The sequence below is a fragment of the Azospirillum sp. UENF 111221 genome (assembly GCF_058780625.1).
This window is the reverse complement of the sequence record NZ_JBSNCH010000005.1, coordinates 1,926,281-1,939,033: the sequence shown is the minus strand read 5'-3', so window position 1 is coordinate 1,939,033 and position 12,753 is coordinate 1,926,281. Positions and strand designations below refer to the sequence as shown.

The window sequence follows — 12,753 nt, the reverse complement described above, 5'->3', positions numbered from 1 at the left end:
GGCAGGGAGGCGGACAGGGACAAGTGCCGCAGGTCAGCCCTGTTTCACGTGAAACACGCGGCCGTTGGCCATCCTCATTTGCCGATGCAGAAGTCCCGGAAGATCACGTCCAGCAAATCCTCGACATCGACGCGCCCGGTGATGCGCCCCAGCGCCCGGCTGGCGAGACGCACATCCTCCGCCGCCAGTTCGGGCAGCGGCGCGTCCAACGCCCGCAGCAAAGACTCCCGGCACTCGGTCAGCGCGGCGCGATGACGGGCACGGGTCAGCGACGGCGCGCTGCCGATGGCAAGCCGGTCGGCGCTGAACTCCGTCAACTTCTCTTCCAACGACTTCAGCCCGGCACCGGTCTGGGCGGAGACCAGGATCGGCGACAGATCCGGGCGCAGATCGGTGACGGCAGCAAGATCCGTCTTGTTGAAGACCACCACCGTATCGCGGTCGATCAGGTCCAGCGTCGCCGGGTCGAGATCGGGCAGGGTGGCGGCATCGAACACCGCGACCTTCACGTCAGCGCGGGCGGCGCGGTCCCGGGCACGGCGGATGCCTTCCTCCTCGACCTCGTCGGCGGCGGCCTCCCGCAGCCCGGCGGTGTCGGCCAGCACGACGGGATAACCGCCGAGGTCGAGATGCACCTCGATGATGTCGCGGGTGGTGCCGGCGCGGGCGGAGACGATGGCGGCGTCCCGGCGGGCCAGCGCGTTCAGCAGGCTCGACTTGCCGGCATTGGGCGCGCCGACGATGGCGATGTGCAGCCCTTCGCGCAGACGCTCGCCACGGCCGCCGTCATCGAGATGGCTGGCGATCTCCCCGGCCAGACCGGCGATCACCGGACGGACGGCGTCGGCGACGCCGCCGGGCAGGTCGTCCTCGGCGAAGTCGATGTCGGCCTCGATGTGGGCGAGGGCACGGGTCAACCGCTCCCGCCAGCCGTCATAGAGCTTGCCGAGCGCGCCCTCCATCTGCCGCAAGGCCTGCCGGCGCTGCGCGGTGGTCTCGGCGTCGATCAGGTCGGCGACCGCCTCGGCCTCCGTCAGGTCGAGCTTGCCGTTCTCGAAGGCGCGGCGGGTGAACTCGCCGGGCTCGGCCAGCCGCAGGCCGGGCAGGGTGGCCAGCGCCTCGGTCACGCCGGTGACGACGGCGCGGCCGCCATGCAGATGCAGTTCAACCACATCCTCGCCGGTGAAGCTGGCGGGAGCGCTGAAGCGCAGGACCAGTGCGTCGTCGAGCGCATCGCCGCTCTTCGGATCGCGCAGCTTGGTCAGCACGGCGCGGCGCGGCGCGGGCAGGGAGCGGCCGGTCAGGACGGCGAGGGCGGATCCGGCCCCGGGCCCCGAAATGCGAACCACCGCCACACCGGATCGTCCGGGGGCGGTGGCGAGCGCGTAGATGGTGTCGGTGGACATCGGCGGAGGATCAGCCCTGCTGCTCGGGCCGCAGTTCGCGCTGCTCCGGCGTCAGCATCAGCCGCTCGACCCGGCGGCCTTCGACCAGATGGGTCTGGAGGATTTCGTCGACGTCACCGGTGCTGCGGTAGGTGTACCAGACGCCGTCCGGATAGATCACCAGCGTCGGTCCCAGCTCGCAGCGGTCGAGACAGCCGGCGGAATTGATCCGCACCTTGCCGTCGAAGCCGAGTTCGCGGGCGCGGGCCTTCATATAGTCGCGCAGCTTCTCCGACCCGTGGGCGGCGCAGGATCCGCGCCGGTGGCCGTCGGGCCGGCGGTTGGTGCAGCAGAAGACATGGGCTTCGAAGTAAGGCTTCTGGGACTCAATGGGACGGTCGGTCACTTTCTTCCTTCCTGGCCCAGGGCCGAGGCCATCTGGGACCAAAACATCTTCTGCATCTGCTCCATGCCCTGGATGCCGGCGGGCAGCCAGGTCTTGAGCATGGTCTCCGGGTCCATCGCCTGGAGGTTGGCACGCATCCGTTCCTGGATCTCGTGCATCATGGCATCCTGCATCGGCTTCACGTCGGGCAGGCCGAGGAAGTGCCGGGCCTCGTCCGGGGTGCAGTCGATGTCGACGGTGATTTTCATGGGGACCCCCTCCAGAGCCGGAGCCGGCACCCGTGGAGGGAGCTGTCCGGCCAATGGCCCTTGTTGATTTTGGGGTTGAGCGCCGCGGCGGCTCATGCCCCACTATACAGATAGGATGCACTGGCGCAACGCCACCCCGGCGCCACCTATTGTCCAACGACACACCAACAGATCGGACACCGCCATGCCCGCCACTCCGTTGGGCGCGAACCTGCTAGGCCGGGAGACCAGCCCCTATCTGCTGCAGCACAAGGACAACCCGGTGCACTGGATGCCCTGGGGCCCGGAGGCCTTCGCCCGTGCCAAGGCGGAGAACAAGCCGGTGCTGCTGTCGGTCGGCTATGCCGCCTGCCACTGGTGCCACGTGATGGCGCATGAAAGCTTCGAGAATCCCGAGATCGCCGGGTTGATGAACGAGCTGTTCGTCAACATCAAGGTCGACCGCGAAGAACGTCCGGACCTCGACACCATCTACCAGTCGGCCCTGGCGCTGCTGGGACAGCAGGGCGGCTGGCCGCTGACCATGTTCCTGACGCCGGATGCCGAGCCCTTCTGGGGCGGCACCTATTTCCCGCCGGCGGCACGCTATGGCCGCGCCGGCTTCCCCGACGTGCTGCACGGCATCGCCGACACCTACGCCAACGAACAGGACAAGGTCGTCAAGAATGTCGACGCGCTGAAATCGGCGCTCGCCGGCATGGGGGAGAACCGCTCGGCCGGTGCAGTCGATGCCGCGGTGCTGGACCAGGTGGCGCAACGGCTGCTGCGCGAGGTCGACCCCATCCATGGCGGCATTGGCAGCGCGCCGAAATTCCCGCAGGTGCCGCTGTTCGAGTTGCTGTGGCGGGCTTGGCAGCGGACCGGGCGCGATCCCTTCCGCGAGGCGGTGACCCACACGCTGGCCAACATGGCGCAGGGCGGCATCTACGACCATCTCGGCGGCGGCTTCGCCCGCTATTCGGTCGACGAACGCTGGCTGGTCCCGCATTTCGAGAAGATGCTCTACGACAACGCCGAGCTGCTCGACCTGATGACCCTGGTCTGGCAGGAGACGCGCGACCCGCTGCTGGAGACCCGCATCCGCGAGACGGTCGGCTGGCTGCTGCGCGAGATGATCGCCGACGGCGGCGGCTTCGCCGCGACGCTGGACGCCGACAGCGAGGGCGAGGAGGGGCTCTTCTATATCTGGCAGGAGCATGAGGTCGACCGGCTGCTCGGTCCTGTCCTCGGCGACAACGGGCTGGCGACGTTTAAACGCGTTTACGAGGTGCTGCCCCAGGGCAATTGGGAAGGCGTCACCATCCTGAACCGGCTGGGCGGCCTGACGCTCGCCGACGACGCCACCGAGGCGATGCTCGCCAAGGGCCGGGACATCCTGCTGCGGGCGCGGGCCAAGCGGGTGCGGCCGGGCTGGGACGACAAGGTGCTGGCCGACTGGAACGGCCTGATGATCGCCGCCCTGACCCATGCCGCCCTGGCGCTCGACGAGCCGGAGTGGCTGGACGCCGCCGGGCGCGCCTTCGCCTTCGTCCGTGACCGCATGGATACGGGCGGGCGGCTCTGCCACAGCTGGCGGAACGGGCAGGGCAAGCACACCGGCATGCTGGACGACTATGCCCACATGGCACGCGCCGCCCTGGCGCTGCACGAGGCGACCGGGGATCCGGCGGCGCTCGACCAGGCCAGGGTCTGGGTGGCGACGCTCGACGCCCATTTCTGGGACGGCGCCAACGGCGGCTATTTCTTCACCGCCGACGATGCCGAAGGGCTGATCGTCCGCACCAAGAGCCCGCATGACAACGCCACCCCCAGCGGCAACGGCACCATGCTGGCGGTGCTGACAACTCTGTTCCAGCGCACCGGCGAGGATGCCTACCGCGAGCGGGCGGAAGCGCTCGCCGCCGCCTTCTCCGGCGAGCTGGCGCGCAACTTCTTCCCGCTGCCGACCTTCCTGAACGCGGTGGAGCTGATGACGGCGCCGATGCAGATCGTCATCGTCGGCCCACCCAAAACTGCGGAGACCGAGGCGCTGCGGCGGACGGTGCTGGAGCGCTCGCTGCCCAACCGCATCCTGAGCGTGCTGGCACCGGGGATGGATTTGCCCGCCAACCACCCGGCGCAGGGCAAGGGAATGCGCGACGGGATGGCAACCGCCTATGTCTGCCGCGGCATGACCTGTTCGGCCCCGGTGACGGCGCCGGCGGATCTGGCCGCACTTCTGACGACGAACAGCTGACTTACCGCGGGAGGACCCCATGGCGCGCCTTTCCATCGACAGCCCGCTCGGGCCCCTGATGCTGGCCGGGGACGGATCCGCCCTGACCTCGGTCGGATGGGGCCGTTTCGACCGGGACGAGCCGGACGCCGTGCTGGTCGAGACGGCGCGCCAGCTGGAGGCCTATTTCGCTGGACGGCTCCAGCGCTTCGATCTGCCGCTGAAGCCGGCGGGCACCGCCTTCCGCCAAAGCGTTTGGGAGGCGATGCTGGCGATCCCCTATGGCGGCACCGCCACCTATGGCGGGATGGCGAGGATGCTCGGCAGCGGGCCGCGCGCGGTCGGCGGCGCCTGCGGCGCCAACCCGATCCCCATCGTCATCCCCTGCCACCGGGTGCTGGCCAGCGGCGGCGCTCCCGGCGGCTATTCCGGCCTTGGCGGGCTCGACACCAAGGCCTGGCTGCTGGCGCTGGAGCGCCGGCATGCCGGTGTCGGCCAGGGCAACGGTGCTGCGGCTGAGCAGTTCGCGCTGCTCTGAGCCACGCGGAAATCTCAACGAGCAACCAACGACCAACGACAAAGGAAACCAACCACCATGGTTCACGCGATCCGCATCCATGAGCACGGCGGGCCGGAGGTTCTGCGCTGGGACGAGATCGAGGTGGGAGAGCCCGGTCCGGGACAGGTGCGCATCCGCCAGACCGCGGTCGGGCTGAACTACATCGACACCTATCACCGCTCCGGCGCCTACAAGCTGCCGGATCTGCCGGCGGTGATCGGCATGGCGGGGACCGGCGTGGTCGAGGCGCTGGGTCCAAACGTCACCACCTTGAAGGTCGGCGACCGCGTCGGCTACGCCATGTCGATCGGCGCCTATGCCGAGAGCCGGCTGATCGCCGCCGACCGGCTGGTGCCGCTGCCGAGCTGGCTAGACGAGCAGGCGACCGCCGCCACGCTGCTGCAAGGCTTGACCGCACAGTATCTGCTGCGCAGCACCTATGCGGTCCAGCCCGGCGACACCATCCTGGTGCAGGCCGCCGCCGGCGGGGTGGGGCTGCTGCTGTGCTCCTGGGCCCGGCATCTCGGCGCCACGGTAATCGGCACCGTCGGCTCGGCGGAGAAGGCCGAGCTGGCGAAGGCCCATGGCTGCCATCACACCATCGACTACACCCGCGAGGATTTCGTCGTCCGGGTGAAGGAGCTGACGGACGGGCAGGGCGTGCCGGTCGTCTATGACGGCGTCGGCCGGACGACCTTCCTCAAGGGGCTGGATTGCTTGCGGCCACGCGGGCTGATGGTGCTGTTCGGCGCCGCATCGGGCGCGCCGGAGCCGCTGGATCTCGGGCTGCTGGCGGCGAAGGGATCACTGTATGTGACGCGGCCGACGCTGGCGACCTACACCGCCAAGCGGGAGGATCTCGATGGCCTCGGCCGCCGATCTGTTCGACGCGGTGAAAAACGGTGGGGTGACCTTCACCGTCAACCAGCGCTTCGCGCTGAAGGACACCGTCGACGCCCACCGGGCGCTGGAATCGCGGGCGACCACGGGCTCGACGGTGCTGGTGCCCTAAGAGCCGGAGCCGGGGGGCGGAGACCCGGATCTGCCTCCTTACTCCACCGCCCAGAGCGGGTTCTTGATCTTCTTCAGCATCTCCGCATGGGCCGCGGTCTCTTCCTCGCTGACGGCGAAGACGCGGGCTTCGCGGAAGGGGCGGTCGATGCGGACCGGGCTGGCGACGCCGCCTTTCCCTGCCGGACCACCGGCGAAGGACAGGCCGGTCTGCCGGCCGCCCAGCAGCTCCAGATAGACCTCGGCCAGCAGCTGGGCGTCGAGCAGCGCGCCGTGCAGGGTTCGGTTGGAGTTGTCGACGCCGAAGCGCTTGCACAGCGCATCCAGGGTGGCGGGCGAGCCGGGGAACTTCTGCCGGGCCATCAGCAGCGTGTCGACGGCACGATCCTTCGGCATCACCGGATAGCCGGCGATCTTCAGCTCCCAGTTCAGGAAATGCATGTCGAAGGCGGCGTTGTGGATCACCAGCGGCGCGTCGCCGATGAACTTGACGAAGTCGGCGGCGACGTCGTTGAACAGCGGCTTGTCGGCCAGGAACTCCGTGCTCAGCCCATGGACGGCGAAGGCCTCCGGCGGCATGTCGCGCTCGGGGTTCAGATAGACGTGGAAGCGCTCGCCGGTGGCAAGGTGGTTGACCAGCTCGATGCAGCCGATCTCGACCAGCCGATGGCCTTCCTCCGGCTTGAAGCCCGTGGTTTCGGTGTCGAGAACGATTTCACGCATGATGGATCTGCCCTGGTTGATAACCGCGCGGCGGCCAATGCCTGCCCGGCCGCCGCGCCACGTCGCGCACAATGCCCTGAAGCGCCCGCCGCGTCACCAGCCGACCGGCCCCGGTCGGCACGACATAGTCCGCGCGGCGGCGCTTTTCCACATCCGGCATCTGGCGGGCGAGGATGCCGGCGAACTTCTCCGCCGTCATGCCCGGCCGGGCCAGCACGCGGGCACGCTGGACGGCGAAGGGGGCCGAAACCACGACGGTCGCATCGACCCGCCGCTCGCCCCGGGTCTCGAACAGCAGCGGGATGTCCAGCACGGCGATCCCGGCACCGCGACGGGCGGCACGGGCGAGGAAATCGCGCTGCGCCGCCTGGACCATCGGGTGCAGGATCGCTTCCAGCCGCTTCAACGCGTCCGGGTCGCGGAACACCGCGGCCCCCAGCGCCGGCCGGCTGACCGCCCCATCGATCACCACGCCGGGGAAGGCAGCCTCGATGACGGGCACCGCCCGGCCGCCGCGGCCGAGCAGCCCATGCACCACCGCGTCGGAATCGCAGACCGGGGCGCCCATCGCCTTCAGCATGCGGGCGGCGGTGCTCTTGCCCATGCCGATGGAACCGGTCAGGCCCAGCACGATCATGGCCGTCGCCTCAGCCTTCCAGGACGAAACGGGTCAGATCCGGGGTCACCTGCGGCTCGACGCCGAACCAGGCCTTGAAGCCGGGACGCGCCTGATGCAGCAGCATGCCGATGCCGCCGGCCACCCGGTTGCCGCGCGCCTTGGCTTCGGCCAGCAGCGGGGTTTCCAGCGGCACATAGACGATGTCGTTGACGACAGCCGAGACGGGCAGGGCGCGCAAGCTGAGGTCCAGCGCCGGCTGGCCGGCCATGCCCTGGGTCGTGGTGTTGACCAGCAGCGACGCACCGTCGAGCGCGGTTTCACGTGAAACCCAATCAACCACCGTCACGCCGCCATTCAGCCCAGCAGCCGCCAGAATCCGCCGCCAGCTCCTCGGCGCGGGCGCGGGTGCGGTTGACCAGACGGACCTCCGGCGCACCGGCGTCGAGCAGGGCGACCACCACGGCGCGGGCGGCACCGCCGGCACCGATCACCACCGCCGGGCCCTGCTCCGCCGTCCAGTCCGGCTGTTCGGCGCGCAGATTCTCGATGAAGCCGAAGCCGTCGGTGTTGCCGCCTTCCAGCGCGCCGTCATCGGCCACCACGATGGTGTTGACGGCTCCCATCCGCCGCGCCGTCCCGTCCAGCCGGTCGACGGTGCGGAAGGCGATCTCCTTCAACGGGACGGTGACGTTGCAGCCGCGGAAGCCCAAAGCGGGCAGGGCGCGGATCGCCTGTTCGGCGCGGTCGGGCGCCACCGCCAGCGGCACATAGGCGCCGTCGATGCCATATTGCCGCAGCCAGAATCCATGCAGCCGGGGAGAGCGCGAATGGCCGATTGGCCAGCCCATCACGCCGGCGATCTTCGCCTTGCCGCTGATCGCTCCAGCATTGCTTGCAGAACCCGCCGTCATTCCCTGCCCACTCCATGCACGCGCAGAAAGCCGAGCAGCGGCAGAAGCGGCAGCCCGAGGATGGTGAAGAAATCGCCCTCGACCCGGTGGAACAGCTGCGCCCCCAGCCCTTCCAGCTGATAGGCGCCGACCGAGTGCAGCACGTCGTCGCCGACGCGATCGAGATAGTCGTCGAGGAAGGCTTCGCTGAAGTTGCGCATGGTCAGGCGGGCGCTGTCGGTCTTGTGCCACATCCGCTCGCCGTCGCGCACCACCACGGCGCAGCTGACCAGCCGATGGGTCTTGCCGCGCAGGTCGAGCAGCTGGGCGCGTGCCGCGGCGCGGTCGGCCGGCTTGTCGAACCAGCGCCCCTCGCATTCCAGCATCTGGTCGGCGCCGACCACCAGCGCGCCCGGATGGCGGCGGGCGATGCGCTGGGCCTTCAATTCGGCCAGGGCCTCGGCGACGGCGTCGGCGGGGACGCCCTCGGCCCGGCCGGCGGCCTTCACCTCGTCCTCGTCGACCAGCGGCTTGTCGAGGATGGCGGACACGCCGGCCTGTTCCAGCATCGCCGCCCGCGTGCGCGAGCCGGACGCCAGGACGAGCTTCGGAGCCGCGCTCACGTCTTCTTCCCTTCCGGGCTGAAATTGCCGCTCTGTCGGCGGGCGAGCAGCATCATGATTTCGGCCGCGGTCTCCTCGATGGAGCGGCGCGACACGTCGATCACCGGCCAGCCGCGCCGGCTGAACAGGCGGCGCGCCTCCTGCACCTCGGCACGGACCAGTTCGGGATCGGCATAGCTGGAGCCCTCGCCCTGATTCAGCAGCTTCAGCCGGTTGCGGCGAATCTGCACCAGACGGTCGGGGTCCTTGGTCAGGCCGACGATCAGCGGCCGGGTCAGCAGGTCCAGTTCCGCCGGCAGCGGGCTGCCCGGCACCAGCGGGATGTTGGCCGCCTTGATTCCGCGGTTGGCCAGATAGATGCAGGTCGGCGTCTTGGAGCTGCGCGACACGCCGATCAGCACGACGTCGGCCTCGTGCAGGTCCCAGTTCGACTGGCCGTCGTCATGGGACAGGGCGAAATCGACGGCGTCGATGCGGCTGAAATATTCGGCGTCGAGGACGTGCTGGCGGCCGGGCTGGCGTTGCGATTCAACGCCCAGGAAGGCGGCGAGCGCGTTGATCAGCGGATCGAGCACGGGGATGCAGGGCACCTGCATCTCGCGGCAGAAATCCTGGAGCCGGCGGCGCAGCGTCTCGTCGACCAGCGTGAACATCACCAGCCCGTGATTGTCCCGGATTCCCTCCAGAACGAGGTCGAGCTGGCGGTCGGTCCGCACCAGATTCCAGAAATGTTCGATCGGCCGTACGTCGTCGAACTGGATGACGCAGGCGCGCGCCACGCTGTTGATCGTCTCGCCCGTCGCATCGGATACGAGATGTAGGTGGAACTCTTTCATCCGTCCCCAACATTCTGTGGAGAATCCGGCCCAGATCTGTGGACAACCGGATTCACCGTCGTTTCGTCCCGGCTGGGGGACTCCTCCTCCCCGATACGGCCAAGCGCGGAACAACTCCGCCGACCGCTTCGGAAGCTGGGAAGATCCGGCCCCGTCCGCCCGGTTATCCACGGGACTCCCGCTCGTCCAGCTATAGCATTTCCGCCGTTTCCGGCGGTAGTGCTCCGAATCGTCCACAGATCCGCACACATGCCGGCACAAGCTCCCGGATCTGTGGACAGATTCTCCAGAATCGGGGATCACCGTTATCCACAGCCATCCACCTCATCCTCTTCCTTTCTCCCTTTAAAAAATATAGTGAAGAAGAGGGGATAAACCCGTCCCGGATTCTGGCGCGGAATCGGCGTCGGAATCGCGCGGGGCTTTTCGGATTCGCATGTCAGGGGAACGCACCGTCTTGTCCGCCACCAGCTCCGACGTCCAGAATCAGGCTTCCAAGCCTGCCCTGAAGCCGATGCTCGCCGCCCTGGCGGGAGAGGTGCGGCAGCAACCGCCCTTCTGGCTGATGCGTCAGGCCGGACGCTATCTGCCGGAGTATCGCGAACTGCGGGCCAAGGCCGGCAGCTTCCTCGACCTCTGCTACAATCCCGACTTCGCGGTCGAGGTCACCTTGCAGCCGCTCCGCCGCTACGGCATGGACGCGGCGATTCTGTTCTCCGACATCCTGGTGGTGCCGCATGCCCTGGGGCAGCCGCTGGCCTATCTGGAAGGGGAGGGGCCGAAGCTGGACCCCGTCCGCAGCGTCGAGGATTTGAAGCGCCTGTCGCGCGACCGCTTCCACGAGACGCTGGCGCCGGTCTACGAGACGGTGCGCCGGCTCTCCACCGCGATCCCCGCCGGCACGACGCTGATCGGCTTTGCGGGCGCTCCCTGGACCATCGCCTGCTACATGGTCGAAGGGGCGGGCTCCAAGGAGTATGCGCATGTCAAGCGCTGGGCCTACGGCGATCCGGTCGGCTTCGGCCAGCTGATCGACCTGATCGTCGAAGTGACCGCCGACTACCTCTGCCGCCAGATCGAGGCCGGGGCCGAGACGGTGCAGCTGTTCGACAGCTGGGCCGGCGTGCTGCCGGTGGCGGAGTTCCGCCGCTGGGTGATCGAGCCGACGCGGCGGATCGTCGCACTGGTGAAGGCGAAGCACCCGGACACGCCGGTCATCGGCTTCCCGCGCGGCGCCGGCCACGCCTATGAGGAGTATGTCGCCGGGTCCGGGGTGGACGCCGTGGGGCTCGACACCACCGTTCCGCCGGTGTGGGCCGCACAGACCCTCCAGCCGCGGCTGCCGGTGCAGGGAAACCTCGATCCGATCATGCTGGCGGCCGGCGGCAAGGCGCTGGAGACGGCGACCCACGACATCCTGGCGGCTCTGTCCGGTGGACCCTTCGTGTTCAACCTGGGCCATGGCGTCATCCAGTCGACCCCGCCGGCCCATGTGGAGGCGCTGACGCGCATCCTGCGCGACTGGCAGGGCTGAGGGCCTTTCCACCGGGCCGCGCCTCAAGGGACTGAAAAAGCGACGGCGGGGGTCTGGACAGAGCGGCGGCAACGCTCCAGTTTAGCGGGCACCATGAGCCAGCCATTCCCCCAGACCTCCGCCTCGAATAACACAGCTTCCAATGCCGGCCCCGGCGGTTCGCCGCGCCGCGTCGCCGTCGTGCTGTTCAACCTCGGCGGTCCGGACGCGCCGGAGTCGGTGCGGCCCTTCCTGTTCAACCTGTTCGCGGATCCGGCCATCATCCGGCTGCCGAACCCGTTCCGCTTCCTGATCGCCAGCCTGATCAGCGGGCGGCGGGCGAAGCCGGCGGCGGCGATCTATGCCCAGCTCGGCGGCAAGTCGCCGCTGCTGGAGAACACGGAGGCCCAGGCGGCGGCGCTGGAAGGGGTGCTGGGGGCGGATCCGGCCGTCGCTGGGGCGGAGACCAAGGTCTTCATCGCCATGCGCTACTGGCACCCGATGAGCGCCGAGACGGCTGCCAAGGTGAAGGCCTACGACCCGGATCTGGTCGTGCTGCTGCCGCTCTATCCGCAATTCTCCACCACGACGACGGCATCGAGTGCGAAAGCGTGGCATGAGGCGGCGCGCACCGTCGGGCTGACGGCTCCGACGAAGCTGCTGTGTTGCTACCCGACCCAGGCCGGCTTCATCGACGGTGCCGCGGACCTGATCCGGCCGCTCTACGAGGCCGCCAAGGCCCATGGCAAGCCGCGCGTCCTGTTCTCCGCCCACGGGCTGCCGAAGAAGGTGGTGGCTGGGGGCGACCCCTATCAGTGGCAGTGCGAGCGGACGGCCGAATCCATCGCCGCGGCGCTGGGCATCGACGATCTGGACTGGATCAACTGCTACCAGAGCCGCGTCGGCCCGATGGAGTGGATCGGCCCCAGCACCGACGCCGAGATCCGCCGCGCCGGCCAGGACGGCGTGCCGATCCTGGTGGTGCCGATGGCCTTCGTGTCGGAGCATTCCGAGACGCTGGTGGAGATCGAGGTCGAATACCGCCATCTCGCCAAGGAGGCGGGGGTGCCGCACTTCACCCGCGTGCCGACGGTCGGGGTGCACCCCGGTTTCATCGACGGGCTGGCCAAACTGGTGCGGCAGACGGTCGCGGGCAGGGCTGCGATCTGCTCGCAGAAGGGCGACCGGATCTGCCCGTCCAACTTCTCCGGCTGCCCGCAGGCGCGGCGCTGAACCGAAACGAAAAAAGGGGACACGCCCGGTGCTGTACGAATGGATCAAGGCGCTGCACGTCATCAGCATCATCGCCTGGATGGCGGGGCTGCTCTATCTGCCGCGCCTGTTCGTCTACCATTGCCAGGTGCAGGCCGGATCGGAGGCGTCGGAGACCTTCAAGGTGATGGAACGCCGCCTGCTGCGCGCCATCATGAACCCGGCGATGATCGCGGCGTACGTGTTCGGCATCGCCATGATCGTGCTGACGCCGGAATGGATGAAGCAGGGCTGGCTGCATGCCAAGCTGCTGTTCGTCCTGCTGCTGACCGCCAGCCACATGATGATGGCCCGCTGGCGCCGGGACTTCGCCGAGGACCGCAACACGCGGCCGCAGCGCTTCTTCCGCATCGCCAACGAGGTGCCGACGCTGCTGATGATCGGCATCGTCATCTTCGTCATCGTGAAGCCCTTCTGACCGGCCCCTTCCGAACCAGGGGGCAGGTAAATCGC

Annotated in this window: 12 protein-coding genes and 2 pseudogenes; 6 read left to right on the top strand and 8 right to left on the bottom strand. The window is 68.7% G+C overall.

Features of this window, described 5'->3' with window-relative positions; all coding sequences use genetic code 11:
• Positions 1–74 precede the first annotated feature (74 nt).
• The 3 genes from mnmE to ACWPN3_RS23885 are packed head-to-tail and all read right to left on the bottom strand — an operon-like array spanning position 75 to position 2,039.
• Positions 75–1,406 carry a tRNA uridine-5-carboxymethylaminomethyl(34) synthesis GTPase MnmE gene (gene mnmE, locus ACWPN3_RS23895; RefSeq protein WP_109096027.1) on the bottom strand — a complete coding sequence of 444 codons (1,332 nt, stop codon included), beginning with the start codon at positions 1,404–1,406 and terminating at the stop codon, positions 75–77.
• 10 nt (positions 1,407–1,416) lie between these two features.
• The gene (locus tag ACWPN3_RS23890; RefSeq protein ID WP_247872788.1) at positions 1,417–1,791 is read right to left on the bottom strand and encodes a (2Fe-2S) ferredoxin domain-containing protein; all 375 of its coding nucleotides are present in this window, start codon (positions 1,789–1,791) and stop codon (positions 1,417–1,419) included.
• Positions 1,788–2,039: a DUF6489 family protein gene (locus tag ACWPN3_RS23885; protein WP_014249167.1), complete on the bottom strand. Its 252-nt coding sequence runs from the start codon at positions 2,037–2,039 to the stop codon at positions 1,788–1,790. Before ACWPN3_RS23885 ends, ACWPN3_RS23890 begins: the two co-directional genes overlap by 4 nt.
• Positions 2,040–2,223: 184 nt before the next feature.
• Between ACWPN3_RS23885 and ACWPN3_RS23880 the strand changes: the two genes are divergently transcribed.
• From ACWPN3_RS23880 to ACWPN3_RS23870, 3 genes and pseudogenes are all read left to right on the top strand, one after another.
• On the top strand, positions 2,224–4,275 hold the full coding sequence (locus tag ACWPN3_RS23880) for a thioredoxin domain-containing protein (RefSeq protein WP_492241359.1): 2,052 nt from the start codon (positions 2,224–2,226) through the stop codon (positions 4,273–4,275).
• A gap of 19 nt (positions 4,276–4,294) precedes the next feature.
• Positions 4,295–4,792 (top strand): methylated-DNA--[protein]-cysteine S-methyltransferase, encoded by a 498-nt coding sequence (locus tag ACWPN3_RS23875; protein WP_109096029.1) that lies wholly within the window; start codon positions 4,295–4,297, stop codon positions 4,790–4,792.
• A gap of 57 nt (positions 4,793–4,849) precedes the next feature.
• Positions 4,850–5,825, top strand: a pseudogene (locus tag ACWPN3_RS23870) (quinone oxidoreductase family protein).
• A gap of 38 nt (positions 5,826–5,863) precedes the next feature.
• Here ACWPN3_RS23870 and dnaQ read toward each other — a convergent pair.
• The 5 genes and pseudogenes from dnaQ to ACWPN3_RS23845 form a co-directional block, all read right to left on the bottom strand.
• Positions 5,864–6,547, bottom strand: coding sequence for a DNA polymerase III subunit epsilon (gene dnaQ / locus ACWPN3_RS23865; protein ID WP_492241357.1), 684 nt, complete (start codon positions 6,545–6,547; stop codon positions 5,864–5,866).
• A complete protein-coding gene (gene coaE / locus ACWPN3_RS23860; protein WP_492241356.1) occupies positions 6,540–7,184 on the bottom strand; it encodes a dephospho-CoA kinase in 645 nt (214 codons plus the stop codon). The genes dnaQ and coaE overlap by 8 nt, the downstream gene beginning before the upstream one ends.
• A gap of 10 nt (positions 7,185–7,194) precedes the next feature.
• Positions 7,195–8,077, bottom strand: a pseudogene (locus ACWPN3_RS23855) (shikimate dehydrogenase).
• Positions 8,074–8,679 (bottom strand): Maf family protein, encoded by a 606-nt coding sequence (locus ACWPN3_RS23850; protein ID WP_492241354.1) that lies wholly within the window; start codon positions 8,677–8,679, stop codon positions 8,074–8,076. The pseudogene ACWPN3_RS23855 and the gene ACWPN3_RS23850 overlap by 4 nt, the downstream one beginning before the upstream one ends.
• On the bottom strand, positions 8,676–9,515 hold the full coding sequence (locus tag ACWPN3_RS23845; protein WP_109052255.1) for a pyruvate, water dikinase regulatory protein: 840 nt from the start codon (positions 9,513–9,515) through the stop codon (positions 8,676–8,678). Before ACWPN3_RS23845 ends, ACWPN3_RS23850 begins: the two co-directional genes overlap by 4 nt.
• Positions 9,516–10,029: 514 nt before the next feature.
• Between ACWPN3_RS23845 and hemE the strand changes: the two genes are divergently transcribed.
• The 3 genes from hemE (at position 10,030) to hemJ (ending at position 12,718) form a co-directional block, all read left to right on the top strand.
• The gene (gene hemE, locus ACWPN3_RS23840; protein ID WP_492241395.1) at positions 10,030–11,049 is read left to right on the top strand and encodes a uroporphyrinogen decarboxylase; all 1,020 of its coding nucleotides are present in this window, start codon (positions 10,030–10,032) and stop codon (positions 11,047–11,049) included.
• 93 nt (positions 11,050–11,142) lie between these two features.
• On the top strand, positions 11,143–12,261 hold the full coding sequence (gene hemH, locus ACWPN3_RS23835) for a ferrochelatase (protein WP_109096036.1): 1,119 nt from the start codon (positions 11,143–11,145) through the stop codon (positions 12,259–12,261).
• 28 nt (positions 12,262–12,289) lie between these two features.
• The gene (gene hemJ / locus ACWPN3_RS23830) at positions 12,290–12,718 is read left to right on the top strand and encodes a protoporphyrinogen oxidase HemJ (RefSeq protein WP_098740896.1); all 429 of its coding nucleotides are present in this window, start codon (positions 12,290–12,292) and stop codon (positions 12,716–12,718) included.
• Positions 12,719–12,753 lie beyond the last annotated feature (35 nt).

Coding starts and splice junctions, on each gene's coding strand:
- mnmE (WP_109096027.1), bottom strand. CDS start 1,406: ATGTCCACCGACACCATCTACGCGCTCGCCACCGCCCCCGGACGATCC.
- ACWPN3_RS23885 (WP_014249167.1), bottom strand. CDS start 2,039: ATGAAAATCACCGTCGACATCGACTGCACCCCGGACGAGGCCCGGCAC.
- ACWPN3_RS23880 (WP_492241359.1), top strand. CDS start 2,224: ATGCCCGCCACTCCGTTGGGCGCGAACCTGCTAGGCCGGGAGACCAGC.
- ACWPN3_RS23875 (WP_109096029.1), top strand. CDS start 4,295: ATGGCGCGCCTTTCCATCGACAGCCCGCTCGGGCCCCTGATGCTGGCC.
- dnaQ (WP_492241357.1), bottom strand. CDS start 6,547: ATGCGTGAAATCGTTCTCGACACCGAAACCACGGGCTTCAAGCCGGAG.
- coaE (WP_492241356.1), bottom strand. CDS start 7,184: ATGATCGTGCTGGGCCTGACCGGTTCCATCGGCATGGGCAAGAGCACC.
- ACWPN3_RS23845 (WP_109052255.1), bottom strand. CDS start 9,515: ATGAAAGAGTTCCACCTACATCTCGTATCCGATGCGACGGGCGAGACG.
- hemE (WP_492241395.1), top strand. CDS start 10,030: ATGCTCGCCGCCCTGGCGGGAGAGGTGCGGCAGCAACCGCCCTTCTGG.
- hemH (WP_109096036.1), top strand. CDS start 11,143: ATGAGCCAGCCATTCCCCCAGACCTCCGCCTCGAATAACACAGCTTCC.